This window comes from Hydrogenophaga defluvii (assembly GCF_042665235.1).
In the GTDB taxonomy this organism is placed as follows: Bacteria; Pseudomonadota; Gammaproteobacteria; order Burkholderiales; family Burkholderiaceae_C; genus Hydrogenophaga; species Hydrogenophaga defluvii_A.
Map to the genome: position 1 here is coordinate 756 of NZ_JBHTBZ010000040.1, position 23901 is coordinate 24656.

Genomic DNA, 23901 nt, shown 5'->3' on the forward strand with positions numbered 1-23901 from the left:
CCCATCACCCTGGCGGCCGAACTGCCGGTGATGGCCTGCCTGCGCCGCCTGCCCACCCCGTCTGTTGCGCCCGCACGCCCCCATGTGGTGGATCGCCCTGTTGCCCGCCCCCGCCACGCCTTCGCCTGAGGCCGTGCTGCCCCTGGCCTGGTGGGCCTTGCAATGGACGCCACGTGTGTGCCTGCTGGACGAGGCCGTGTTGCTGGAGGTGGCGACGAGCGAACGCCTGTTTGGCGGCCGGCGCGCGCTGCTGCAGCGCTTGCGCAACCAGGCGGGTGGCGCCGGGGCACAGGCCTTGGCCACCGCGCCCACGGCCCTGGCGGCCCTGGCCTTGTTGCGGCAGCTTGATACCGGTGCCGGTGCCGGTGCCGCGCCGGCGCCCCTGCTGCCCGCCACCGGTTGTGGCATCCGGCGCTTGGCCGCCACCCTGGACGCCTTGCCACTGGGCCACCTGAGTGCTGCCCGCCCCCAGGCCCCCACCTTGCACCAGCTGGGTTGCCGCACGCTGGGCGATGTGCGCGCCCTGCCACGCGACGGCCTGGCCAGGCGCTTCGGCGCCGATCTGTTGAACGCACTTGACCACGCCTATGGCCAGCGCGCCGAGAGCCACCCGTGGGTCAGCCTGCCCGAGCGTTTTGAGCAAAGGCTTGAATGCCCCAGTGCCGTCGAACAGGCCCAGGGCCTGCTGTTCGGCGCCCAGCGCCTGCTTAACGCCTTGTTGGCCTGGCTGGCCGCGCGCCAATCGGGCGTGCTCGCGTTCACCCTGCATTGGGAACACGACCGCCTGCGCCGCAGCGAGTTGCGTGGTGGCCAGGTGGCGCTGCGCACCGCCCACGCCACCCGTGACATGGCCCACCTCACGCGCCTGCTGGCCGAACACCTGGCGCGCACCACCCTGGCCGCGCCGGCCACGGCCCTGCGGCTGGTGGCCGACGAGGTGGCGCCGCTGCCCACCACCTCGCTGAGCCTGCTGTCGGGTGAGCGTCCGGCCGGCGGCGAAGCCTGGGGGCAGTTGCTGGAGCGCCTGGCAGCCCGACTGGGGCCACAACAGGTGTTGCAAGGCCAGGTGTGCGCCGACCACCGGCCCGAAGCCATGGCCCGCTGGGCACCGGCCAGTGCAGCCCGGCAGGCAATTGCCCCCGCTTTGCCGCCCACGCTGACCTGGCAGCCCCCCTGGCTGCTGCGCGAGCCTGTGCGCCTCGCCGTGATGCAGGACCGACCGGTCTACCAAGGCCCGCTGCAACTGCTGACCGGGCCACAGCGCATTGAAAGTGGCTGGTGGGTGGACGAACGTTGTGATGCTGGACCGGTGCAGCGCGATTACCACGTGGCTTTGAGTCCACAGGCGGGGTTGGTGTGGATTTTTCTGCTGCGCGGCAAAGAGCCTGCCTGGTTTCTGCACGGCATTTATGGATGAAGCCCCCACGCTCCACCGCTGCGCGGGTCGCTGCCCCCCAAGGGGGTGCGGCCTTGCTTGGGGCGGCCCGGCGCTGCGGCCTTGAACCATGCTGCCCGCTTACGCCGAACTCCACGCGCTGAGCCACTTCAGCTTCCAGCGCGGCGCTTCCAGCCCCGACGAGATGGTGGCGCGTGCCGCCGCGCTGGGCTACAGCGCCCTGGCCATCACCGACGAATGCTCCATGGCCGGTGTGGTGCGCGCCCACCTGGCCGCCAAAGAGGCTGGTCTCAAGTTGCTCATCGGCACCGAACTGCGGGTCAGCGCCCCCGAGCTGGCCTGTGGCGGTTTCACCCTGGTGCTGCTGGCGCGCACACGCCGGGGCTACGGCCAGTTGTGCGAGCTCATCACCACCGCACGCAGCTGCGAACAGCGTGGGCGCGAGCGCTACCACCTGCACTGGCAACAAGCGCCGCTGGTGGATGCGCCGCTGGACGACGTGCTGGCCTTGTTGCTGCCCTGGCGCGAGCTGGCCGATCAGCCTGACCAGCCCCACGGCAGCTGCCCCGCTGACATCGAGGCCGCTGCGTGCTGGCTGCACCAGCGTTTTGCCGGCCGCGCCTGGCTGGGGGTGGCCTTGCACCGCCGCCTGGACGATGCCTTGTGGCTGGATCGCCTGACGGCCGCCGCCCAGGCTGCCAGCCTGCCCCTGGTGGCCGCTGGCGGTGCGCTCATGCACGTGCGCAGCCGCAAGCCGGTGCTGGACGTGATGACCGCCATCCGCGAACACCGGCCCGTGGCCGATTGTGGTTTTGCCCTGAGCCCCCATGCCGAGGCCCATTTGCGCAGCCGCCTGAGCCTGTCGCTGATCTACCCGAGCGAGCTGCTGGCAGAAACCCAGCGCGTGTCCAACCAATGCCACTTCGAGTTGTCCGAGCTGCGTTACGAGTACCCACACGAGGTGGTGCCGCCCGGCCAAACCCCCAGCAGCCACCTGCGCCAGCTCGCCTTGCGTGGCGCGGCAGAGCGTTACCCGCAGGGCGTGCCGAGCGACGTGAGCACGCAGCTTGAGAAGGAGCTGGCCCTCATCGCCGAGCTGCGCTACGAGCCTTACTTTTTGACCGTGCACGACGTGGTGGCCGAGGCGCGCCGCCGCAAGATTTTGTGCCAGGGCCGGGGCTCGGCCGCCAACTCGGCGGTCTGCTACTGCCTGGGCATCACCGAGGTCAACCCGGCGCAGTCCACCCTGCTGTTCGAGCGTTTCATCAGCAAGGAGCGCAACGAACCGCCCGACATCGATGTGGACTTTGAGCACCAACGGCGTGAAGAGATCGTCCAGTACCTTTACACCAAATACGGGCGCCACCGCGCTGCCCTGGCCGCTGCCGTGGCCACCTACCACCCGCGCAGCGCCTTGCGCGACGTGGGCAAAGCCCTGGGCCTGCCGCTGGCCACCGTTGATGCCCTGGCCAAACACCAGCAGTGGTGGGACGGCGCCGAGCTGCTGCACGAACGCCTGATCGAAATGGGCCTGGACCCGGACGAACCCCGCCTGCGCCAGCTGCTCGCCATCACCCGCACCTTGCTGGGGTTTCCGCGCCACCTGTCGCAGCACAGCGGCGGCTTTGTGCTCACGCAAGACCGGCTCACGTCCACCGTGCCCGTGGTGCCCGCCGCCATGAAGGACCGCAGCATCATCGAATGGGACAAGGACGACATCGACGCTTTGGGCCTGATGAAGGTGGACGTGCTGGCCCTCGGCATGCTCAGCGCCCTGCGGCGCATGCTGGACATGGTGGGCAGATGGGAGGGCGCAGGGCAGGGCAGGGCCATGCGCCTGCAGGACATCCCCCAAGACGACCCGGCCACCTACGCCATGATCTGCCGCGCCGACACCGTGGGCGTGTTCCAGATCGAGAGCCGCGCCCAGATGAGCATGCTGCCGCGCCTGCAGCCACGCACCTTTTACGACCTGGTGATCGAGGTCGCCATCGTGCGGCCCGGGCCCATACAGGGCGGCATGGTGCATCCCTTCTTGCAGCGGCGCGAACTGGCGCGGAACGGCGGCCAGGTGGACTACCCCAGCGAAGCCCTCAAGCCCGCGCTGGCCCGCACGCTGGGCGTGCCCATCTTTCAGGAGCAGGTGATGCAGATCGCGGTGATTGCGGCCGGCTTCACTCCCGGCGAGGCCGACCAACTGCGCCGCGCCATGGCCGCTTGGCGGCGCAAGGGCGGGGTGGACAAGTTCCACCACAAGGTGGTGCAGGGCATGCTCGCCAATGGCTACACGGCCGAGTTTGCCGAAGCCATTTTTCGCCAGATTGAAGGTTTTGGCGAATACGGTTTCCCCGAAAGCCATGCCGCCAGCTTCGCGTTGCTGGTGTACAGCAGCGCCTGGCTCAAACGCCACCACCCAGCGGCTTTCCTGGCGGCCTTGCTGAACTCGCAACCCATGGGTTTTTACAGCCCCTCGCAACTGGTGCAAGACGCCCAGCGCCACGGTGTGGAGGTGCGGCCGGTGGACGTGTGTGTGAGCGGTTGGGACAGCGTGCTGGAGCCTGCTTCTGCCGACCCCTCACAGCCTGCGGTGCGCCTGGGCCTCTCCCTGGTCAAAGGGCTGTCGCTGGAAGTCAGTCAGCGCATCACCGAGGCCCGTGCCCAGGCCATGCCAAGCGATGTGCAAGACCTGGCGCAGCGCGCCCGGCTCGACGCCGCCGATCTCAAAGCCCTGGCCGGTGCCGACGCCCTGGCCAGCCTGGCCGGCCACCGCCGCCAGCAGGTGTGGGCCGCCAGCGCCTTGCACACCGCTCCGGCCCTGCTGCGCGGGGCGCCGGTGCACGAGCCCACACTGGTTTTGCCCCAGGCCACCGAGGGCGAAGCCGTGGTGCACGACTACGCCAGCCTGGGCCTCACGCTGCGCCAACACCCCTTGGCCTTGCTGCGCCCGCAGCTCGCCGACCAGCGTTTGCGCACCGCCGCCGAACTTCGTGATGCGCCCGACGGCCGCCTGGTGCGCGCCTGTGGCCTGGTCACCACCCGCCAGCGCCCGGGCACCGCCAAAGGCGTGGTCTTCGTCACGCTGGAAGACGAGACCGGCACCGTGCAGGTCATCGTCTGGAAAGCTTTGCGCGAACGCCAGCGCGCCGCCTTACTGCAGTCCCATTTGCTGGCGGTTTATGGCCGCTGGCAGCGAACGGGGGAGGGCGAACACACGGTGATGCACCTCATCGCTCAGCACTTGGTGAACCTCTCGCCTTTGCTGGGCGGGCTGACAAGCAGCAGCCGGGATTTCCACTGACTCCTACACTGTGTGGCAGGAGACCCCATGGCCATCGTCCGCCTGCTGCCCCACCACGCCCCCGCCTACCGCGCGCTCATGCTCGACGCCTACGCACGCCATCCCGATGCCTTCACCTCCAGCGTGGATGAGCGTGCAGCCTTGCCGCTGGCTTGGTGGGAGGCGCGCCTCGCACAGACGCCCGATGCCGCCGAAGCCGTGTGGGCCAGCATGGCGGGCGACGCCATCCAGGGTGTGGCTGGCCTGTCGTTTGAGCGGCGCGAGAAAGTGCGCCACAAGGCCACGCTGTTCGGCATGTACGTCCACCCCGAACAGCGCGGCCAGGGCCTGGGGCGCCAACTCGTGGATGCCGCGCTGACCCACGCCCGCGTGTGCCCCCACATCGCCTTGGTGCAACTCACCGTGTCCGAAGGCAACGCCGGTGCCATCGCGCTGTACCGCGCAGCCGGCTTCGAGCCGTGGGGTTGTGAACCCCTGGCTGTTCGGGTCGGCGAGGGCTTTGTGCGCAAGTGGCACATGGGGTGTTCCCTGATCGGGCCGGAGCAATCTTGTGGATGAGGCCCGGCGCCAGCAGTTGGTGGCACTCGTACGCCAGAGCCCCGCGCTGATGCGGGCCTTGTCGGCAGGCCGCTCACTGGGTTTGCCGTCCTGGTGTATTGGTGCGGGCGTGGTGCGCAACCTCGTTTGGGACCACCTGCACGGCCGTGGTTTGGCCACCCCTTGCGATGACCTGGACCTGGTCTACTTCGACGCCAACGACCTGAGCCCCGCCACCGAAGCGCGGTTGCGCGAGCGGCTGTCCTCGTGTTGTCCCGGGCCGGTGTGGGACGTCACCAACCAGGCCGCGGTGCACTTGTGGTACGCGGCGAAGTTTGGTCAAGAGGTCGAGCCTTTGCCGTCACTGGTGGCCGGCTTGGCCACCTGGCCTGAAGTGGCCACCGCCGTGGGCGTATGCCTCACGCCCCAAGACCAGATTGACGTGCTCGCACCTTTCGGCCTGGACGACCTGTTCAACATGCACGTGCGCCACAACCCGGCCCGCGCCAGCGTCGAGGCCTACCGTCAGCGGGTGCGCGCCAAGCGCTTCGGGCAGCGTTGGCCCGGTGTGGTGGTGTTTGACGCCGAGAACTGAACCCCTTTGAGATGCCCATGGCCCCCCACACCTCCCCCGACATGCTGGCCTACTACGCCGCCCGCGCGCCCATTTACGACGCCGTGTACATGCGGCCGGAACGGCAGGACGACATCGCCTTTTTCCAGCGCCACATCCCCGAGCGTCTGGCCGGGCGGCGGGTGCTGGAGGTGGCGTGTGGCACGGGCTACTGGACGCCGGGCATCGCTGCCCGCGCCCAGTCTGTGGTGGCCACCGATGCAAACGAGGCGCCCATGGCCTTTGCCCGGCTGCGACCGGGCGCGGAAAACGTCCACTTTCGCCGGGCCAATGCCTATGACTTGCCACACGACCTGGGCCACTTTGACGGCGTGTTTGCCGGCCTGTGGTTTTCGCATGTGCCCATCGAGGCGCGCGTGGATTTTCTGGCAGGTCTGCACCGGCACCTGTTGCCAGGCGCCAGGGTGCTGCTGTTGGACAACACGGCCATTCAGTGCCGCGAGTTGCCGATTGTCGAAACCGACACACAGGGCAACACCTACCAGCACCGGCCGCTGCCCGATGGTTCGGTGCACCGGGTGCTGAAGAATTTCCCGATGGAGGCCGAACTGCGGGCCTTGCTGCCTGCGGGGTGCAAGCAGGTGGACTTCCTCCAGCGAGAGCACTTTTGGCTGCTGGCATACCAGCTGGGCTCGGCAGCTCCCCGCTAGGGTGCGCTGTCAGGCACCTTTGTGGTTGATGTGCCGCCTTTGGCTTTCAATTCCATCTTTTTCGATGAAAAGCGCTGTTTTTGTGCTTCCCTAGAAATGCAAAAGTGTTTTACATTTCGGTCGTCTGCATCTGGTGCCCCAAAGTGGGGCCGTGTGCAGATGCGGGACACAGGGCAAACACCACACAGTTGATGGCCCCATGTTCCGGTGGTGGGTTTGTGCATTCCATAACAAGACAAAAGGGAGGTCATCATGAACATGATGTCGAATGTTCGCGTTGCCACTCGGCTGACCGCCGGGTTTCTGATGGGCATCGTGCTGTTGTTGGTCCTGGGGGTGGGCAGTCTTTTTGCCCTGAGCAAAACCAACGAGGGTCTGGAGACGGTCTACAACGACCGCGTGGTGCCGCTGCAGACACTCAAACGCGTGGCCGACGCCTACGCCATCAACATCATCGACGCGGTCAACAAAGCCAACGCCGGTTTGCTGAAGGCGGAAGACGCGCTCAAGCTGGTGCAGGCAGCACGCCGCGACATCGACACCAGCTGGCGTGACTACGTGTCCACATCGCTCACGGCCGATGAAAAGCGTTTGGTGGGCGAGGCCGAAACCCTGTTCCGTCCGGCCAATGAGGCGGTGGCCCAGCTTGAGGCCGGCCTGCGTGGCATGAGCGGCACCGTGCGCGACCAGCTGGCCCAGTTTGACGGGCCGCTGTACCTGGCCATCGACCCCATAGGGGGCAAGGTGACCGAGCTGATCGACCTGCAGCTTCGAGTCGCTGCAGAAGTCAACCAGAGCGCGGCGACGCAGTACCAGTGGGTGCGCGCACTCACCCTCGGCTTGCTCGCGGTTGCGGTTCTGATGTCGGTGCTGGCGGCCGTGTGGATCACACGCTCCATCACCCAGCCCATTGCCCGTGCGGTGCGCCTGGCCGAGGCGGTGGCCGACGGCGACCTGACGATGCAGATCGAGGCCCACGGCAAAGACGAGCTGGCCGACCTCCTGCGGGCCTTGGGCGCCATGAACAACAGCCTGGTGCGGGTGGTCAGCGAGGTGCGGCTCAGCAGCGATTCCATCGCCACCGGCTCGGCCCAGATCGCGGCAGGCAATGCCGACCTGTCCTCGCGCACCGAAAACCAGGCCGCCAACCTGGAGGAGTCCGCCGCCTCCATGGAGGAGATCACGGCGACCGTGCACCAAAACGCCGAAACCGCGCGCCAGGCCAGCCAGCTGGCCTCGGCCGCCAGCGAAGCCGCCGCCCGGGGTGGCCAGGTGGTGGGGCAGGTGGTGTCTACCATGCAGGAGATTTCGGCCAGCAGCCAGAAAATCGCCGACATCATCGGTGTGATCGACGGCATCGCTTTCCAGACCAACATCCTGGCGCTGAACGCAGCGGTGGAGGCCGCCCGTGCGGGTGAACAGGGCCGGGGTTTTGCGGTGGTGGCCGGTGAGGTGCGCAACCTGGCACAGCGCAGCGCTTCTGCCGCCAAAGAAATCAAGACCCTCATCACCGCCAGCGTTGAACGCGTGCAGCAGGGCTCTCAGCTGGTGGGGCAGGCCGGAGAAAGTGTGGGTGACACGGCGGTTCAGGTCCGGCGTGTGACGGGGCTCATCAACGAGATATCGGCCGCCGGCAGCGAACAGTCCACCGGCATCAGCCAGGTGGGCGAGGCCTTGCAGGAGCTCGACCAGGTGACGCAGCAAAACGCCGCGCTGGTGGAAGAGAGCGCGGCCGCCGCCGAGAGCCTCAAACTGCAGGCCGCTCGGCTGGCCGAGCTGGTGGGCGTGTTCAGGCTGAGGGGCTCAGGCGCTTGAGCCGTCGCGGATCAGACCGACCATCACGCCTTCAATCTCGAACGCGTCGTTTGGCCCCACCACCAGGGGCTGAAAGTCGGGGTTGGCCGGATGCAGCTCGATGTGGCCGCGCAGGCGCACCAGGCGTTTGACGGTCACTTCGTCGCCCAGCCGCGCCACCACGATCTGGTGGTGCAGTGCCTCGCGTGTGCTGTGCACGGCCAGCAGGTCGCCGTCCCAAATGCCCGCATCGCGCATGGACAGACCGCGCACACGCAGCAGGTAGTCGGGCCGGCGGCTGAACAGGCGCTGCTCGACCGTGAAGCGGCTTTCCACATGGGCCTGCGCCAGGATGGGCGCGCCAGCGGCCACGCGGCCGATGAGGGGCAGGGTGAGCTGCTGCAACTCGGGCAGGGCCAACGGCATCTGCCGGGCCAAGGGGTGGCTGCCGGTGCGCAGCCGTATGCCACGCGAGGTGTTGCCCACCAGCTCGATCACGCCCTTGCGGGCCAGGGCGCGCAGATGCTCTTCGGCCGCGTTGGCCGACTTGAAGCCGAAGGCGGTGGCGATCTCGGCCCGGGTGGGCGGCGCGCCTGTGTCGGCCATCGTGGTCTCGATCAGCGTCAGGATGTCTTGCTGGCGGGCGGTGAGCTTGACCGGTTCGTTCATGGGGGCGTGACTCCAATGTGTCGCAACTGTATTCCTATACAGCGCTTTCCCATGATAACTTGCGCGTTTTGACTTCAGCCACACACGAGACAACCATGAGCGACATCCTCGTCCACACCGAAGACGGCATTTGCACCATCACCTTCAACCGCGCCGACAAGAAAAACTCCATCACCGCCGCCATGTACGCGGCCTTGGCCGACGCCCTGGCCGCCGCACAAGACGACGCGGCCGTGCGTGTGGTGGTGTTCCAGGGCCACGAAGCGGTGTTCAGCGCCGGCAACGACATCGCCGACTTCCTGAACACGCCCCCCACGTCCGACGACGCGCCCGTGTTCCGCTTCTTGCGCGGCATCGCCCAGTTTCCCAAGCCGGTGATTGCTGCCGTGTGTGGCCCGGCCGTGGGCATCGGCACCACCATGCTGTTCCACTGCGACCTGGTGTACGCGGGCGACAACGCCGCCTTTGCCATGCCTTTCGTCAACCTCGGCCTGTGCCCCGAGGCCGCTTCCAGCCTGCTGGTGCCGCAGATGATGGGTTACCACCGCGCCGCCGAGGCCCTGCTGCTGGGCGAGCCCTTCATGGCCGAGGCCGCACTCGAAGTGGGCCTGGTCAACAAGGTGCTGCCTCCCTCCGAAGCCACCAACTACGCGCAAGCTGTGGCGCGCAAGCTGGCCGCCAAGCCCATGAGCGCGCTGCTGCAGACCAAACAGCTCATGAAAAAAGGCCAGACCGCGCTCGTGCTGGCGCAGATGAACGAAGAAGCCGCTCACTTTGGCCGCATGCTGCGCGAACCCGCCGCACGCGAGGCCTTTGGCGCCTTCATGGAAAAGCGCAAGCCCGATTTCTCCAAGCTCTGAGCCCTGCGCATGAGCGATGCCCTGGCGCGCGCGCGCTCGCATTTTCTGCAAGGCGTTGAACGCTTCGAGCAAGGCCGCCTGGACGACGCCGGGCAGGCCTTCGAAGCCGCGCTGGCGCTGGCGCCCGGCCGCCCTTCGGTGCTGAGCAACCTGGGCCTCACCCGCTTTCACCAGGGCCGTTTTGAAGACGCGGCCGCCCACCTGCGGGCCGCCGCACAGGCCGACCCCAACGAGCCCAGCACCTGGGTGGCGCTGGCGCGGTGCCTGGGGCAACTTGGTGAGCCTGCCGAGGCGCTGGATGCCTTGACCCGGGCGCTGGCCCTGGACGAGGGCATCGCCGAGGCCTGGTCGCTGCGGGGCAACCTGCTGCGCGAGGCGCGCCGCCTGCCCGAGGCGGCCCAGTGTTTCGAGCGCGCCCTGGCGCTGGGTGCAGACCCCGAGTTGCACCGCTATTTCCTCGCCGCCGTCACCGGGGGCGAGGCGCCCGATCGACCGCCGCGTGCCTACGTCGAAACCCTGTTCGACGACTATGCCGACAGCTTCCAGCAACACCTCGTGGCATCGCTGCGCTACCAGGGCCCCCAGCGCTTGGTGCAACTGCTGCAAGCCCAGGGCGTGGCGCGTTTTGACGCGGCGCTGGACCTGGGCTGTGGCACCGGCCTGTGTGGCGCTTTGTTGCGCCCCTGCTGTGACTCGCTGACCGGGGTGGATTTGTCCGAGCGCATGGTCACGCAGGCCCGCGCCAGCGGCCACTACGACGCGCTGCAACACGCCGACGTGGTCGATGCCCTGAACGGCGCACTGCAACGCTTCGATCTGGTGATCGCGGCCGACGTGTTCATCTACGTGGGCCGGCTGGAGGCGGTGTTCGAAGGCGTGGCCAAAGTGCTGCGCCCCGGAGGCTGGCTGGCCTTCACGGTCGAGCGCGCGCCCGATGAGCATGATGTGTTGCTGTTGCCCAGCCTGCGTCACGCGCATTCGGCGCCCTACCTGAGCCGCCTGGCCCAGGCGCATGGCCTGCAACTGCGGGTGCTGCAAGAAGCGCCCATCCGCGAAGACCAGGGCCAACCGGTGCCGGGTTGGTACGTGCTGATGCAGGCGGGTTGACCTATTGGGAGGGCGCAAGCCATGAGCTACATGTTGTTGATCGTTGAACCCGTGGGCCAACGCGCCACACGCACCGAAGCCGAAGGCCGCGCGGCCTACGCCGCCATGCAGCGTTTTGGCGAAGCCATCGCCGCCAAGGGCCAGCTCAAGGCGGTGGAGTCGCTATCGTCGCAAGACACCGCTGTGCGCGTCAGCCACAGCAGCGGACGCGCCCAGGCGCTGGACGGCCCGTTTGCCGAGGCCAAAGAAATGGTGGGTGGTTTTTTCCTGCTGCAGAACGTGACCCGTGACGAGGCCCTGGCCTGGGCCCACGCCTGTCCGGCCGCACAATGGGCCACGGTGGAGGTGCGCGCGCTGGCACCGTGTTACGTGTCCTGAGTCTTTGCCTCTGGAGGCGGTCTAGGGAAACCACTTAGGCCCGGTCTGTCGAAACCTGGTCGCCTGTTTCGTCGTGGGAGTAGAAACCGAACATTCGGTTTCCCCGACCAGAGGTGACCATGAAGACACAACATTTCGACATCCTGATCCACGCCCCACCTGAGCGGGTGTGGCGCACCATGCTGTTTTCGCCCACCTACGAGCGGTGGACCAGCGCCTTCTGCGAAGGCTCACGCTACGAAGGTGGCTGGGACGCGGGGCAGACCATCCACTTCCTGGGCCCGGACGGCTGTGGCATGGTGTCGCAGATCGCCGAGCATCGCCCGGCAGACTTCATTTCCATCCGCCACCTGGGGCAGATCAGCGGTGGTGTGGCGGACACCACCAGCGAGGCGGTGCGTGCCTGGGCGCCTTGCCACGAGAACTACCGCTTCGTCAGCGAAGCCGGCGGCACCCGCGTGCGGGTGGATGCCGACGTCTTTGGCGACCACGAGGCCTTCATGGCCGAGACCTGGCCGCGCGCCCTGGCGCTGCTGAAAACCCTGTGTGAATGAGAACCGTCATGACCGCGTCCGCGAACATCCCCATGTGCCCCGTCATCCATTTCGAGATGTCCTACCAGGACCGAGAACGCGCCGCAGCCTTCTACAGCGCCGCGTTCGGATGGCAGACCCAGATGTTGGGCGCCGACATGGGCCACTACCTGCTGCTCACCACCGCCACCACCGACGCCAAACCCGGCGCCCCCGCCGGTGCCATCGGCGGCGGCATGTTTGCGCGCAGCGCCGACATGCCCGAGCACATGCAGACGCCCTCGGTGGTCATCGGCGTGCCCGACGTGTTGGCCGCCATGACCCGCGTGCGCGCGGCCGGCGGGCAGGTGCTTGGCGAGCCCATGACCATTCCCGGTGTGGGCGAGTACGTGCCCTTCATCGACACCGAAGGCAACCGCCTGAGCATCCTGCAACCCAGCTGAAGGACACCCCATGCGCTTCATGATCATCGTCAAATCCTGCGCCGAGTTCGAGGCCGAGGTCACCCCCGCCGCGCCCGAGGAACTGATGGCCGAAATGGCCGCCTACCACGAGGAACTGGCCCGCGCCGGCGTGCTGCTCGACGGCAGCGGCCTGCACCCCAGCCGCACCGGCTGGCGCGTCCAGTACGGCACCGACGGCAGCACCCGCGTGGTCGACGGCCCGTTCGCGGAGGCCAAGGAGCTGATCGCCGGCTACACCCTGATCCAGGTGCGTTCGCGCGAAGAGGCGCTCGAATGGAGCCGGCGTTTCCCCAACCCCGCCGGGCGCGGCAAAGAGGCGGTGATCGAACTGCGCCAGCTGATCGAACTTGACGAGTTCCCGCCCAGCGAGGCGCTGGACAAGTTCAAGCAGCTGGACGCCCAGCAGCAGGCCAAGGACTTGCCATGATCAAGACCGTGGCCGTGCTGCTCCTGGTGGCCGTGGCCGCGCTGCTGGTCTACGCCAGCACCCGGCCCGACGTCTTCCGCGTCGAGCGCGCCACCACCATCCACGCCCCGGCCGAGCGCCTGTTTCCGCTGATCAACGACCTGCACCGCTTCAACACCTGGAACCCCTACAACCAGAAGGACCCGGCCATGAAGGGCCAGTACAGCGGGCCCGAGGCCGGTCCCGGCGCGGGCTACGATTTCCAGGGCAACAAGGACGTGGGCAAAGGCCGCATCGGCATCACCGGGTCCCAGGCGCCCACGGCCGTCACCATGCAGCTGGACATGTGGGAGCCTTTCGAAGGCCACAACGTGGTGGAGTTCACGCTGGCGCCCGACGGTGCCGGTACCCGCGTCACCTGGGCCATGCATGGCCCCAGCAGCTTCCTGCCCAAGCTCATCGGCATCTTCATCAACATGGACCACATGGTCGGCCGCGACTTCGAGCAAGGGCTGGCCAACCTCAAGGCCCTGGCCGAAAAACCCTGAGTCCCACCCATTCACCGACAAGGACACCACCATGCTCAAACAGATCTTCGTCAACCTGCCCATCCAGGACATGGCCCGCTCGCAGGCCTTCTTCAAGGCCCTGGGCCTGAACTTCAACCCGCGCTTCACCAACGAGCAGGGCGCCTGCCTGGAAATCGCCGAGAACATCTACGCCATGTTGCTGGTCGAGCCGTTTTTTCAGGGTTTCACCAAGCTGCCCATTTCAGATGCCAAAAAGGCCACCGAGGTGCTGATCGCCTTGTCGTGCGAAAGCCGCACCGAGGTGGATGAGCTGGTCGGCAAGGCCGTGGCCGCCGGTGGCACCACGCCCAACGCGCCACAGGACCATGGCTTCATGTACCAACACGGTTTTGCCGATCCCGATGGCCACCAGTGGGAGGTGTTCTGGATGGACGAGGCCGCCGCGCCGGCGCAAATGTGATCAGCCACACGTGCATTCGGCTGTCCACGACACCATCGCCACCGTCTGGCGCCTGGAATCGCCCGTCATTGTCGGCGCGCTCATGCGCCTGGTGCGCGACCTGGGGCTGGCCGAGGAGCTGGCGCAGGACGCGCTGGTGGCGGCGCTGGAGCACTGGCCACTGAACGGCCTGCCCGACAAACCCGGCGCCTGGCTCATGACCACCGCCAAGCGCCGTGCCCTGGACCACCTGCGCCACCGGCAGATGAGCGAGGCGCGCCAGGGCGAGCTGGCGGCTGATCTGGCCGCGATGGAGGCCCTGACCGTGCCCGACTTCAGCGACAGCCTGGACGAACGTCGCGCCGGCAACGTGGCCGACGACCTGCTGCGCCTGATCTTCACCGCCTGCCACCCGGTGCTCGCGCCCGATGCCCGTGTGGCCCTCACGCTCAAGCTGCTCGGGGGCCTGAGCACCCACGAGATCGCGCGTGCCTGCCTGGCCACCGAGGCCACCATCGCCCAGCGCATCGTGCGCGCCAAGCGCCGCCTGGCTGAGGCCGATGTGCCCTACGAGGTGCCCCGTGGCGCCGATCTCGCGCCGCGCCTGGCCTCGGTGCTGGAGGTGGTCTACCTCATCTTCAACGAGGGCTACACCGCCACCAGCGGCACCGACTGGATGCGCCCCGCGCTGTGCGAGGAGGCCCTGCGCCTGGGCCGCATGTTGCTGGAGCTGGCACCCACCGAGCCCGAGGTGGCCGGCCTGCTGGCGCTGATGGAGCTGCAGGCCTCGCGCACCGCAGCCCGCACCGACGCCCAGGGCCGGCCTGTGCTGCTGCCCGACCAGGTGCGCGGCCGCTGGGACCGGCTGTTGATCCGGCGTGGCCTGGCTGCGCTGGAAAGGGGGGAACGCTTGGCGGGCGGGGCGCGAGGCCCCTACCTGCTGCAGGCCGCCATTGCCGCGTGCCACGCCCGCGCCGCCTGCTGGCAAGACACCCACTGGCCAGACATCGCCGCGCTGTATGCCGAGTTGGCCACGGTCGCGCCGTCGCCCGTGGTGGAACTCAACCGCGCGGTGGCGGTGGCCCAAGCCCACGGCCCCGAGGCCGGTCTTTCCATCGTCGATGGCCTGCTGACCCATCCCGCCCTGGCGCGTTACCACTGGCTGCCCAGCGTGCAGGGCGACCTGCTGCTCAAGCTCGGTCGGCGGTCCGAAGCGCGTGTGGCCTTTGAGCGTGCGGCCGCGTTGGCCGGCAACCAGCAAGAGCGCGGCTTGCTGCTGGCGCGGGCCGCACAGGCGGGTGACCCTGCCTGACGCTGCGCTTCAGAAACTTTCCCATTCCCCGCCGTCGTTGGCAGGCGACGGTTTTCCGGGACGCGCCAGCGATGCCCGCGGGGCCGCGGCGCGTGGCTGGGGCAGTGGGGCTTTTCGCGTGGGTGCGGGCTTCGTCGTGGCGGGCCCGACTTGGGGCACAGGCGGCTTGCGTGGGGTGTTGGCAGGGGCAACGGGGGCATGGTCCACGGCACCGGTGCGGAACACCGCCACCGCTTGCGCCATGCGGTCGGCCTGGTCGCGCAGGCTGGTGGCCGCAGCGGCACTCTGCTCCACCAAGGCGGCGTTTTGCTGGGTCATCTCATCGAGCTGATTCACGGCGGTGTTGACCTGGGCGATGCCCTCGCTCTGTTCCGTGGCCGCGCTGCTGATCTCGCCGATGATGTCGCTGACCCGCTGCACGCTTTGCACGATCTCCTGCATGGTCGCGCCGGCTTGCTGCACCAGCTCGCTGCCGCCCTGCACCCGGTCCACGCTGGCGTTGATCAGTTCCTTGATTTCCTTGGCCGCCTGTGCGCTGCGCTGCGCCAGGTTGCGCACTTCGCCGGCCACCACCGCAAACCCCCGCCCCTGCTCGCCGGCGCGGGCCGCTTCCACCGCAGCGTTGAGCGCCAGGATGTTGGTCTGGAAAGCGATGCCGTCGATGACACCGATGATGTCCGCGATCTTCTTGCTGCTGTCCGAGATGGCGTCCATGGTGCCCACCACCTGCTGCACCACGCTGCCGCCACGTTGCGCCACTTCGGCCGCGCTGCCGGCCAACTGGTTGGCCTGGCGGGCGGCGTCGGCGCTTTGGCGCACGGTGGCGGTCAGTTGCTCCATGCTGCTGGCGGTCTGCTGCAGGCTGCTTGCGGTTTGTTCGGTGCGCTGGCTCAGGTCTTGGTTGCCGCTGGCGATTTCGCTGCTGGCGGTCTGAATGTTCTGCACCGCTTCGCGCACGGTTTGCACTGCCGAAGCGGTGCGGCCCAACACGGCCTTGAGCTCGCGTGCCAGCGGGGCGTTGACCTCCAGGTTGGCCACGTCGAGCACGATGTGGGTGGGGTCCTGCATGCGCTGGGCCAGCGAGGCCACTTCGGCGTTGCCGCGCACGCTGTTGCCCAGCCTCACCACAAAAAACAACTCGAAGGTGGTCTGAATCACCACATAGGCAGCATGGGCCACGATGAGGCCAAAGTCGGGCTCGCTCAGGCAGTACAGGCCCCAGCCGGCGGCTTGCAGGCGGTCGAAGCCCACGTGGTGCAGCGCAAACAGCACGGCCGACAACAACACCGGTCGCCAGTCCAGGTAGACCATCACCAGCGCCAGCGTCACGAACACACCAAAGTGTGTTTCGCGCAGGCCAGCGCTGGCCTGTATCTGCAAGGCGACCAGGGCGGTCAGTGAAAACGCCATCAGCAGGCGTGTGGCCAGGCTGCCAGGCGCCATCAGGTAGCCGAGCAGGCCCGGCAATGCCAGGCCAAGGGCCCACATCACACCGCCCATCAGGCCCATGCCCGGTCGGTCGAAGGCGATAACGATGCCCACTGCGGTGAGGCTGTAGATGAGCAAGGCAACCAGCATCAGCCGGTCGCCCCGCTGGTACTGCTCGGCCAGTCCGGCGGCTGGTGTGTTGTGTGTGCTCATGAAGCGTGTCTCCTGGGCCGGGATAGGCGCGCTGATTGTGTCAAAACATCAAATCAACCGCCTTGACCTGGCGCAAGAGGGCTTCTACTGCCGGGGGGTATGCCGATCCCCAGGTCTACACAAAGTCGCGCAGCCTGTACCAACCCATGCCCACCGCCTGCATCAGGCCACCCAAACGCTCACCGCCGGGGAAGGGCGGGTTGACGATGCCGGCGAACCAGTCGAGCCGCTCGGGCTGCCCGGCCATGGCTTCGGTCACCAGCGTGGCGGCCACGCGGGTGGGCACCAGGCCGTGGCCACAAAACCCCTGGGCCCAGAACACCCGCTCGCCGCGTCGACCCCAATCGGGCATGCGGCGCATCGTGATGTCGATGTGGCCGCCCCAGGCAAAGTCCATGCGCGCATCTTTGAGCTGCGGGAAGGTGCGCAGGATGTTGACCTTCATCGCCTGCGGCAGGTTGGCAGGCGTGCCGCCCATGTAGGTGCATTTGCCGCCGAACAGCAGGCGGTGGTCGGCCGTCATGCGGAAGTATTCGAGGATGAACTGGTTGTCGTACACCGCGTGGTTGCCGGGGATGAGGCTGCGGCACACCGATTCACCCAGCACCTCGGTCACGCCGATGAAGGTGCCCACCGGCAAGGTGCGCGCCGACACCCGTGGGTCCACCTGGTCGAGGTAGGCGTTGGCCGCCAACACGATCTGATCGCATCGCACCTGCATGCCGCCTGCCACCTGCACGGTGATGCCTTGCGCGTCCTCGGTGTAGCGCTCGACACGGGTTTGTTCGTGGATGGTGGCGCCGGCCTTTTCGGCCGCCCGGGCCAGGCCCAGCACGTACTTCAATGGGTGGATGTGCGCGCCCTCGGGGTCCACGATGCCGGCCTGGAAGCGCTCGGAGTTGAGGTACTTGGGCAGCGTGGCCTTGTCCACAAATTGCAGCTTGTGATAACCCCATTCGGTTTCGCACTCTTCGATCCAGCCGGTCAGGTCGGCCACCCGGCGCGGCAGCACCGCCACCTCCAGGTGGCCTTCCACCAGATCGCATGCGATCTGCTCGTCGCGCATGAGTTGTCGCATGGACGCCACCGCCTTGAGCGATTCGTCGAACATGTTTTTCGCCTTCTCATGGCCCATGACACCCTTGAGGCGCTGCATGCCACACGGAAAGCCGATGATCATCTGCCCGCCGTTGCGCCCCGACGCGCCCCAGCCCACGCGGCTGGCCTCCAGCACCAGCACCGACTTGCCCGCCCGCGCCAGCTCCAGCGCGCAGTACAGGCCAAAAAAGCCGGCGCCCACCACACACACATCCACCCGGCGGCTTTCACTCAGGGCGGGGCGGGGCGTTTGTTGCTCGCGCGAAGTGGCGGCGTAGTAGCTGTCAACGTGTTCGGTGCTGCTGCGAAACATGGGGGCCTTTCTGGGGAGGTGCAGACAAGGCCTGGATGGTGACGTAATTGGTTCTGTCGGGTGGGTCCATTTGGTGTGGTCGGATGGTGCCAAATGTTGGACTCAACCCGCCAGCGGCAATGCGTTGAGTTCAGCGCGTGCCTCGCGCCACTGTGGCCAATGCCTACCCCCAAGAGGGCGGGTGCACCGTCAAGTGTTCCAATCGCGCAGGCCGTTGGCGGCATCGCGCTTGAGCCGGTGATGGATGTCGTCGCCATGGGCCAGGATGCGCTGAATCCAGGCCTCGGTCATGCCTCTTTCCCGATGACAACACACGCATGGAATTTCGATAAAATTCTCAGGCTCAGTCAGCAATTTCGCCCCATGCTCAAAACCTCCGAACCCCAACGCAAGACGCCCAGCCTCAAAGCCGTGCTGCGGGCCGTGGCCAGTTCCACCGCCGTAGAAACTGGCCGCAGCGTTGTGGAGCTGGAGCAAAAGTTGCAGCAACCCAGGGGGCGGTTCGCGCACATCAAACTGGCCCGTTGACGCTGGTGTCGCCCGTGGTCATGGCCTCGGCCACAAACCGAGACATCGGGCCGTAGTCCCCTGAAAATCCCGCGTGAATGGCGCCAATGTAGGCCGGTTTGTGTTGCTCCCAGCTGCTGTAGTCCAGTGGCTCTCGGCCTGCCTGAACGGCCATGACATCGGCCAACAGACGTGACAGACGCCCATTGCCCTCACGAAACGGGTGGATCACGATCAACTCCACGTGGGTGATGGCGATGGCCTGAACCAGCTCGTCGACATGCCATCTGCTGCAAGGGGTCCATCGCGCCAAGTGCTTTTGTTCGAACTTGCCCAGCAAGCCCGGCAGCAAACTGGCTGTGGCGAACTGGAAGCCACCCTTGCCCAGGTTGACAGAACGCTCCTGGCCAGCCCAGGCATACACGTTGCCCAGCCACATGCGGTGCCAATGCTTCAGGTCTGTCACCGTCAGGGCGCGGTCAGGCAACGCCTGCAGCAGCACCTCCCGATAAACCTCGCCCAGCAGCTCCAGCTCCAACTCGTTCATGTCTTCGATGGACGTGATTCCCACCAGATTGCGCAGCACCTGCCCGTTCGATCCCGGCTCGAACTCGGCTTCGGCCCCGGTGGATTGATAGCGGTTGGTCATCGCGTGTGGCCCCGCTCCATGCCGCCGCGCAGTTCGTCGCAGCTGGCCCAGAGGGAGGAATACAGATCGGATTTCTTGATGGCCATGAGGCGTGGGGAGGCAATGCGCCGCTGATTTTTGGGTGCAAGTATCGGCGCAAATGGCGTGTGTTTTACGCTTGTTTTTTGCGCTCGTGGGCGGGCACGCAGGTGGAGCAGCAAGGGATCGTGTTCCGTGCCGAAGCTGTGACAGGCAGCAAGAGCCCGCTGGGCCACGGCCACAAATGTGATCTGCGGCTTCAATCCACGGGTTCTTCCGCCTGGTTGGCGGAGCGGGGCAGCCGACCTTGAAGCACGCCCTCCGCCATCAGCGCGGCCACAGTCTCTTGCAGGCACTGGCGGGTGGCGTCGGCGGCGGGTGTGAGCGGGGTGCCTGCGGGCCAGGCCAGGGACTGGATGCGGGTCAACGCGGGTTCCACGATGTCCAGCGCCAGCACGCTGGGTGCGCCGTCGGTGGCGGCGAAGGCGTTGACGGGCAGCAGGGCCTGGGCCAGGCCGCCGCGCACCAGGGCGCGGGTCAGCTCGGCATCGTTGATTTCGTAGCGCACGTTGAGGCTGCGCCGGCGTGCGTTGGCCACGCGTTCGATCAGTTTGCGCTGGTCGTGCTGGCGGTCGGCGGCCACCAGGGGCCGGTCACCGATGTCGTCGAAGCGGATGCGCCGCTGGCGCGAGGGCCAGCTGCCACGTGCACCGAACAGGCAGAAATGTTCCTCGTACACCGGGTCGCTGAGCAGGCTGGGCAACTCGAAGGCGTTGGGCATGAGGGCCAGGTCCACGCTGCGGCTTTCCACCAGTTGGCGCATCTGGTGCGACAGGCCGGTGGTGACAAAGACCCGCACGTCGGGGTAGCGTGCCTCCATCGCGCGGTACAGCGGCGCGACCAGGACCGCCGCGATGGAGCCGTCCATGGCCAGGCGCACTTCGCCGCGAGGCAGGCCTTGTGCGGCGGCCACCTCGTCGGGCAGGTGGTCGAGCTGGCGCAGGATGGCGCTGGCGCGGTCGAACAGGCGCTGGCCGGCCGGCGTGAGGGTGACGCCACGCGCATGGCGCTTGAGCAGCGGCACGCCCATTTCGGCTTCGATGGTGGCCATGTGTTGGCTCAGCGAGGGCTGGGCGATGTGCAGCGCCAAGGCGGCCTGGCTGATGCTGCCGGCCTTGGCGATGGCCACGAAGTAGCGCAGCTGGCGCGGGTTCACGCCGGGCTTTCTGTCACAGCGCGGTGCGCAGCGTCCAGATTTCGGGGAACAGCACGACGTCGAGCATCTTGCGCAGGTAGCTCACACCGCCGGTGCCGCCGGTGCCGCGCTTGAAGCCGATCACGCGCTCCACGGTGGTGACGTGGCGGAAGCGCCAAAGGCGGAAAGCGTCCTCCAGGTCGGTCAGCTCCTCGCCCAGCTGGTACAGGTCCCAGTGCTGCTGCGGGTTGCGGTAGACCTCCAGCCAGGCGGCCTCGACCGCCGGGCTGGCCACGTAGGGCTGGGTCCAGTCGCGTTCAAGGTACTCGGCCGGCACGGCGATGCCGCGGCGCGCCATCAGGCGCAGGGCCTCGTCATAGAGCGAGGGCGCATCGAAGCTGGCGCGCACCTGGGCCAGCAGGTCAGGCCGGTGCTCGTGGGGTTTGAGCATGGCCGGGTTCTTGTTGCCCATCGAATACTCGATGCAGCGGTACTGGTAGCTCTGGAAGCCGCTGGAGGCGCCCAGGTAGGGCCGCATGGCGGTGTACTCGGGCGGCGTCATGGTGGCCAGCACGTCCCACGCGTGAACCAGCTGTTCCATGATCTTGCTCACACGCGCCAGCATCTTGAAGGCCGGTGCCAGCTCGTCGGCCGCGATGTGGCGGATGGCGCCGCGCAGCTCGTGCAGCATCAGCTTCATCCACAGTTCGCTGGTCTGGTGCTGCACAATGAACAGCAACTCATCGTGTGCGGGCGACAGCGGCTTTTGTGCGCTCAGCACCTGGTCGAGCTGCAGGTAGTCGCCATAGCTCATGGAGCGGCTGAAATCCAGCTGCGCCTTTTCTTCATGGACGATGGATTCGGGGGCCGAGGGCTTGGCCTCGGCTCCGCTTTGGGCGTGGGGGCACATGGGAGAGGCTCCTGTGCGCCGCTTACAGCACTTGCGCGACCGCGTTGGCCACGTAGTCCACGTTTTTGGTGGAGAGGCCCGACATGCACATGCGGCCCGAACGCACCAGGTAGACGGCGAACTCGTCGCGCAGGCGGTTGACCTGGGCTTCGCTCAGGCCGGTGTAGCTGAACATGCCGCGTTGGGTCAGGAAGTAGTCGAAGTTGCGTTCGGTGCCGAAGCGGGCCGTCAGCACCTTGTGCAGGCCTTCGCGCATGGCCTTGATGCGGTCGCGCATCTCGGCCAATTCCTTTTGCCACAAGGCGTACAGCTCGGGGTTGGTGAGCACCTGGGTGATGACCACCTCGCCGTGTGTGGGCGGGCTGGAGTAGTTGCGACGCACCGTGGCCTTGAGCTGGCCCAACACGGTGTCGGCAGCGGCGGCATCGGTGCAGACCACGTGCAGACCACCGCAACGTTCGCCGTAGAGCGAGAAGTTTTTGGAGAAGGAGTTGGCGACAAAGAACTGCACCCCAGCGCTGGCCAGGGCGCGGATGGCGTAGGCGTCTTCGTCCAGCCCATCGCCAAAACCCTGGTAGGCCATGTCGATGAAGGGGATCAGGCCTTGCTGGGCGATCACGGGGATCAGCTGTTGCCACTGTTCTTGGCTCAGGTCCACGCCGGTGGGGTTGTGGCAGCTGGCGTGCAAGAGCACGATGCTGCGTGCGGGCAGGGCCTTGAAGGCCGCCAGCATGTCGTCGAAGCGCAGTTGGCCGGTGGCGTTGTTGTAGTAGGGGTAGGTGTGCACCTTCAGGCCCGCGCCTTCAAACAGCGCAATGTGGTTCTCCCAGGTGGGGTCGCTGACCCACACTTCGGATTGGCCGAAGTAGAACTTGAGGAAGTCCGCACCGACCTTGAGCGCGCCCGAGCCGCCCAGACTTTGCAGCGTGGCGATGCGCCCGCTCTTGACGGCCTCGTGTTCGGCACCAAAGACCAGCTTTTGCACCGCATCACGGTAGGCGGCAGCGCCTTCGATGGGCAGGTAGGGGCGCGGGCCAATTTTTTCCATGCCACCGGCTTCGGCGCGGCGCACCGATTCGAGCACCGGCAGGCGGCCTTCTTCGTCGAAGTAGATGCCGATGGACAGGCTCACCTTGTTGGGGCGCGGGTCCTTCTGGAAGGTTTCCATCAGGGACAGGATGGGATCGCCACCGTAGGCGGGCACGTGGGCAAACAGCGAGGGAGAGGTGCTCATGGTCTCTTTCAGTGAGGTTGGTGGAAAAGTGTCAGGTCACAGCGTGTGCCTGGTTGAATTCGGGGCGCTGCCATTCGCCGCTGAGCAGCACCTGCCGCAGGTGTTCGACGGCGTTCCAGACGTCTTCGAAACCGACGTACAGCGGGGTGAAGCCGAAGCGCAGGATGTCGGGGTGGCGAGGGCCGCTGCCTTTTCGGTAGTCGCCGATGACGCCGCGCGCGATCAGGGCCTGGACGATGGCGTAGGCGCCGTCCTGTCGCGACAGCGAGACCTGCGAGCCGCGCCGGGCGTGGTCGCGCGGCGTGACGACGGACAGACCGTGACCGCCGCAGCGGGCCTCCACCAGTTCGATGAACAAATCGGTGAGCGCCAGCGACTTGCTGCGCAGCGCGGCCATGCCGCCCAGGGGCTCGGCCGCCAGCAGGGTGTCCACACCCACCTCCAGCCCCACCATGCTCAAGATGGGTTGGGTGCCACACAGGTAACGCTGTGTGCCGGGCGCGGGGCGGTAGTCGGGCGTGAAATCGAAGGGGGTGGCGTGCCCCCACCAGCCGGCCAGGGGTTGCCAGAACCGTTCGGCGTGGCGTGGGTGCACCCACACAAAAGCGGGTGCACCGGGGCCGCCGTTGAGGTACTTGTAGCCGCAGCCGATGGCGAAGTCGGCGCCATCCGCCTTGAGTGCCACGGGCACGGCGCCGGCACTGTGCGCCAGGTCCCACACGGTGAGTGCCCCCGCCGCGTGCGCAATGGCGTTGACCTGCGACATCGGGTGCATGGCGCCGGTGCGGTAGTTCACTTGCGTCAACATCAGCACGGCCACTTGCTGGTCGAGCGCGGTGACCAATTCCTCGGGCTCGATCAGGCGCAGGGTGTAGCCACGTTCCTTGCACAGCGCCTCGGCGATGTAGAGGTCGGTGGGGAAGTTGCTGCGCTCGCTGAGCACCACGCGGCGCTCGGGCGACGTTTCGTGGGCGATGGTCAGCGCCGCACTGAGCACCTTGAACAGGTTGACCGAGGTGCCGTCGGTGGCCACCAGCTCGCCCGCGCCGGCGCCCACCAGGCGGGCGATCTTGTTGCCGATGCGTTGGGGCATGTCGAACCAGCCGGCGGTGTTCCACGCGCGTATCAGTTGCTGGCCCCATTCGGCCGTGGTGGCCTGGGCGATTCGCGCGGGCGCGGCGGCGGGCATGGCGCCCAGCGAATTGCCGTCGAGGTAGATCACGCCATCGGGCAGGGTGAACAGGTCGCGCAGGGCGCGCAGAGGGTCCTGGGCGTCCAGGCCTTGGCAGTCTTGTAAGGTGTGCATGGCGCGTTGTCTCCGGCGGATGT

25 protein-coding genes are annotated in these 23901 nt (G+C 67.2%); 16 read left to right on the forward strand and 9 right to left on the reverse strand.

Annotation, left to right across the window (positions count from 1 at the left end):
* Positions 1–82 precede the first annotated feature (82 nt).
* From ACFQU0_RS13485 to ACFQU0_RS13510, 6 genes are all read left to right on the forward strand, one after another.
* On the forward strand, positions 83–1417 hold the full coding sequence (locus tag ACFQU0_RS13485) for a DNA polymerase Y subunit UmuC family protein (protein WP_382201617.1): 1335 nt from the start codon (positions 83–85) through the stop codon (positions 1415–1417).
* A gap of 88 nt (positions 1418–1505) precedes the next feature.
* Positions 1506–4694, forward strand: coding sequence for an error-prone DNA polymerase (locus ACFQU0_RS13490; protein WP_382201618.1), 3189 nt, complete (start codon positions 1506–1508; stop codon positions 4692–4694).
* A gap of 27 nt (positions 4695–4721) precedes the next feature.
* Positions 4722–5252, forward strand: coding sequence for a GNAT family N-acetyltransferase (locus ACFQU0_RS13495; RefSeq protein ID WP_382201620.1), 531 nt, complete (start codon positions 4722–4724; stop codon positions 5250–5252).
* Positions 5245–5826: a nucleotidyltransferase family protein gene (locus ACFQU0_RS13500; RefSeq protein WP_382201622.1), complete on the forward strand. Its 582-nt coding sequence runs from the start codon at positions 5245–5247 to the stop codon at positions 5824–5826. The genes ACFQU0_RS13495 and ACFQU0_RS13500 overlap by 8 nt, the downstream gene beginning before the upstream one ends.
* 17 nt (positions 5827–5843) lie before the next feature.
* The gene (locus ACFQU0_RS13505; RefSeq protein ID WP_382201624.1) at positions 5844–6515 is read left to right on the forward strand and encodes a class I SAM-dependent methyltransferase; all 672 of its coding nucleotides are present in this window, start codon (positions 5844–5846) and stop codon (positions 6513–6515) included.
* A gap of 252 nt (positions 6516–6767) precedes the next feature.
* On the forward strand, positions 6768–8330 hold the full coding sequence (locus ACFQU0_RS13510; protein ID WP_382201626.1) for a methyl-accepting chemotaxis protein: 1563 nt from the start codon (positions 6768–6770) through the stop codon (positions 8328–8330).
* On the opposite strand, the gene lexA is transcribed toward ACFQU0_RS13510, so the two are convergent.
* A complete protein-coding gene (gene lexA, locus ACFQU0_RS13515; protein WP_382201627.1) occupies positions 8319–8978 on the reverse strand; it encodes a transcriptional repressor LexA in 660 nt (219 codons plus the stop codon). The two genes, ACFQU0_RS13510 and lexA, sit on opposite strands and share 12 nt — an antisense overlap.
* A 95-nt stretch (positions 8979–9073) precedes the next feature.
* Between lexA and ACFQU0_RS13520 the strand changes: the two genes are divergently transcribed.
* The 9 genes from ACFQU0_RS13520 to ACFQU0_RS13560 all read left to right on the forward strand — a co-directional run bounded on the left by ACFQU0_RS13520 (position 9074) and on the right by ACFQU0_RS13560 (position 15007).
* Positions 9074–9838: an enoyl-CoA hydratase gene (locus ACFQU0_RS13520; RefSeq protein ID WP_382201629.1), complete on the forward strand. Its 765-nt coding sequence runs from the start codon at positions 9074–9076 to the stop codon at positions 9836–9838.
* A gap of 9 nt (positions 9839–9847) precedes the next feature.
* Positions 9848–10945, forward strand: coding sequence for a tetratricopeptide repeat protein (locus tag ACFQU0_RS13525; RefSeq protein WP_382201631.1), 1098 nt, complete (start codon positions 9848–9850; stop codon positions 10943–10945).
* A gap of 21 nt (positions 10946–10966) precedes the next feature.
* On the forward strand, positions 10967–11323 hold the full coding sequence (locus ACFQU0_RS13530; RefSeq protein ID WP_382201633.1) for a YciI family protein: 357 nt from the start codon (positions 10967–10969) through the stop codon (positions 11321–11323).
* A 119-nt stretch (positions 11324–11442) separates the two neighbouring features.
* Positions 11443–11877 (forward strand): SRPBCC domain-containing protein, encoded by a 435-nt coding sequence (locus ACFQU0_RS13535; RefSeq protein WP_382201634.1) that lies wholly within the window; start codon positions 11443–11445, stop codon positions 11875–11877.
* An 8-nt stretch (positions 11878–11885) separates the two neighbouring features.
* Positions 11886–12299: a VOC family protein gene (locus tag ACFQU0_RS13540; RefSeq protein ID WP_382201636.1), complete on the forward strand. Its 414-nt coding sequence runs from the start codon at positions 11886–11888 to the stop codon at positions 12297–12299.
* Between the two features lie 10 nt (positions 12300–12309).
* The gene (locus tag ACFQU0_RS13545; protein ID WP_382201637.1) at positions 12310–12747 is read left to right on the forward strand and encodes a YciI family protein; all 438 of its coding nucleotides are present in this window, start codon (positions 12310–12312) and stop codon (positions 12745–12747) included.
* Complete coding sequence (locus tag ACFQU0_RS13550; RefSeq protein WP_382201639.1) at positions 12744–13274, forward strand: SRPBCC family protein; 531 nt, start codon at positions 12744–12746, stop codon at positions 13272–13274. The genes ACFQU0_RS13545 and ACFQU0_RS13550 overlap by 4 nt, the downstream gene beginning before the upstream one ends.
* Positions 13275–13305: 31 nt before the next feature.
* Positions 13306–13716, forward strand: a complete 411-nt coding sequence (locus tag ACFQU0_RS13555; protein WP_382201641.1) for a VOC family protein — start codon at positions 13306–13308, stop codon at positions 13714–13716.
* Between the two features lie 10 nt (positions 13717–13726).
* A complete protein-coding gene (locus ACFQU0_RS13560; RefSeq protein ID WP_382201643.1) occupies positions 13727–15007 on the forward strand; it encodes an RNA polymerase sigma factor in 1281 nt (426 codons plus the stop codon).
* A gap of 9 nt (positions 15008–15016) precedes the next feature.
* Here the strand turns inward: ACFQU0_RS13560 and ACFQU0_RS13565 are convergent, their stop codons facing one another.
* Both ACFQU0_RS13565 and ACFQU0_RS13570 read right to left on the reverse strand, forming a co-directional pair.
* The gene (locus ACFQU0_RS13565) at positions 15017–16648 is read right to left on the reverse strand and encodes a methyl-accepting chemotaxis protein (protein WP_382201645.1); all 1632 of its coding nucleotides are present in this window, start codon (positions 16646–16648) and stop codon (positions 15017–15019) included.
* 115 nt (positions 16649–16763) lie between these two features.
* Entirely contained in the window at positions 16764–18059 is a 1296-nt protein-coding gene (locus ACFQU0_RS13570) for an NAD(P)/FAD-dependent oxidoreductase (protein WP_382201646.1), read from the reverse strand.
* Between the two features lie 363 nt (positions 18060–18422).
* Between ACFQU0_RS13570 and ACFQU0_RS13575 the strand changes: the two genes are divergently transcribed.
* Complete coding sequence (locus ACFQU0_RS13575; protein ID WP_382201648.1) at positions 18423–18587, forward strand: hypothetical protein; 165 nt, start codon at positions 18423–18425, stop codon at positions 18585–18587.
* On the opposite strand, the gene ACFQU0_RS13580 is transcribed toward ACFQU0_RS13575, so the two are convergent.
* The 6 genes from ACFQU0_RS13580 to kynU are packed head-to-tail and all read right to left on the reverse strand — an operon-like array spanning position 18571 to position 23878.
* Entirely contained in the window at positions 18571–19215 is a 645-nt protein-coding gene (locus ACFQU0_RS13580; protein WP_382201650.1) for a Fic/DOC family protein, read from the reverse strand. The two genes, ACFQU0_RS13575 and ACFQU0_RS13580, sit on opposite strands and share 17 nt — an antisense overlap.
* Positions 19212–19496 carry a hypothetical protein gene (locus ACFQU0_RS13585; RefSeq protein ID WP_382201651.1) on the reverse strand — a complete coding sequence of 95 codons (285 nt, stop codon included), beginning with the start codon at positions 19494–19496 and terminating at the stop codon, positions 19212–19214. Before ACFQU0_RS13585 ends, ACFQU0_RS13580 begins: the two co-directional genes overlap by 4 nt.
* Complete coding sequence (locus ACFQU0_RS13590) at positions 19493–20449, reverse strand: LysR family transcriptional regulator (RefSeq protein WP_382201653.1); 957 nt, start codon at positions 20447–20449, stop codon at positions 19493–19495. Before ACFQU0_RS13590 ends, ACFQU0_RS13585 begins: the two co-directional genes overlap by 4 nt.
* Before the next feature lie 13 nt (positions 20450–20462).
* Positions 20463–21338: a tryptophan 2,3-dioxygenase gene (gene kynA / locus ACFQU0_RS13595; RefSeq protein ID WP_382201654.1), complete on the reverse strand. Its 876-nt coding sequence runs from the start codon at positions 21336–21338 to the stop codon at positions 20463–20465.
* Positions 21339–21360: 22 nt separating this feature from the next.
* Entirely contained in the window at positions 21361–22554 is a 1194-nt protein-coding gene (locus ACFQU0_RS13600; protein ID WP_382201772.1) for an amino acid aminotransferase, read from the reverse strand.
* Between the two features lie 49 nt (positions 22555–22603).
* On the reverse strand, positions 22604–23878 hold the full coding sequence (gene kynU / locus ACFQU0_RS13605; protein WP_382201656.1) for a kynureninase: 1275 nt from the start codon (positions 23876–23878) through the stop codon (positions 22604–22606).
* Between the last annotated feature and the right edge of the window lie 23 nt (positions 23879–23901).

Coding starts and splice junctions, on each gene's coding strand:
- ACFQU0_RS13510 (WP_382201626.1), top strand. CDS start 6,768: ATGAACATGATGTCGAATGTTCGCGTTGCCACTCGGCTGACCGCCGGG.
- ACFQU0_RS13485 (WP_382201617.1), top strand. CDS start 83: ATGTGGTGGATCGCCCTGTTGCCCGCCCCCGCCACGCCTTCGCCTGAG.
- ACFQU0_RS13505 (WP_382201624.1), top strand. CDS start 5,844: ATGGCCCCCCACACCTCCCCCGACATGCTGGCCTACTACGCCGCCCGC.
- lexA (WP_382201627.1), bottom strand. CDS start 8,978: ATGAACGAACCGGTCAAGCTCACCGCCCGCCAGCAAGACATCCTGACG.
- kynA (WP_382201654.1), bottom strand. CDS start 21,338: ATGTGCCCCCACGCCCAAAGCGGAGCCGAGGCCAAGCCCTCGGCCCCC.
- ACFQU0_RS13525 (WP_382201631.1), top strand. CDS start 9,848: ATGAGCGATGCCCTGGCGCGCGCGCGCTCGCATTTTCTGCAAGGCGTT.
- ACFQU0_RS13570 (WP_382201646.1), bottom strand. CDS start 18,059: ATGTTTCGCAGCAGCACCGAACACGTTGACAGCTACTACGCCGCCACT.
- ACFQU0_RS13545 (WP_382201637.1), top strand. CDS start 12,310: ATGCGCTTCATGATCATCGTCAAATCCTGCGCCGAGTTCGAGGCCGAG.
- ACFQU0_RS13535 (WP_382201634.1), top strand. CDS start 11,443: ATGAAGACACAACATTTCGACATCCTGATCCACGCCCCACCTGAGCGG.
- ACFQU0_RS13580 (WP_382201650.1), bottom strand. CDS start 19,215: ATGACCAACCGCTATCAATCCACCGGGGCCGAAGCCGAGTTCGAGCCG.
- ACFQU0_RS13555 (WP_382201641.1), top strand. CDS start 13,306: ATGCTCAAACAGATCTTCGTCAACCTGCCCATCCAGGACATGGCCCGC.
- ACFQU0_RS13540 (WP_382201636.1), top strand. CDS start 11,886: ATGACCGCGTCCGCGAACATCCCCATGTGCCCCGTCATCCATTTCGAG.
- ACFQU0_RS13550 (WP_382201639.1), top strand. CDS start 12,744: ATGATCAAGACCGTGGCCGTGCTGCTCCTGGTGGCCGTGGCCGCGCTG.
- ACFQU0_RS13490 (WP_382201618.1), top strand. CDS start 1,506: ATGCTGCCCGCTTACGCCGAACTCCACGCGCTGAGCCACTTCAGCTTC.
- kynU (WP_382201656.1), bottom strand. CDS start 23,878: ATGCACACCTTACAAGACTGCCAAGGCCTGGACGCCCAGGACCCTCTG.
- ACFQU0_RS13565 (WP_382201645.1), bottom strand. CDS start 16,648: ATGAGCACACACAACACACCAGCCGCCGGACTGGCCGAGCAGTACCAG.
- ACFQU0_RS13495 (WP_382201620.1), top strand. CDS start 4,722: ATGGCCATCGTCCGCCTGCTGCCCCACCACGCCCCCGCCTACCGCGCG.
- ACFQU0_RS13575 (WP_382201648.1), top strand. CDS start 18,423: ATGCTCAAAACCTCCGAACCCCAACGCAAGACGCCCAGCCTCAAAGCC.
- ACFQU0_RS13530 (WP_382201633.1), top strand. CDS start 10,967: ATGAGCTACATGTTGTTGATCGTTGAACCCGTGGGCCAACGCGCCACA.
- ACFQU0_RS13520 (WP_382201629.1), top strand. CDS start 9,074: ATGAGCGACATCCTCGTCCACACCGAAGACGGCATTTGCACCATCACC.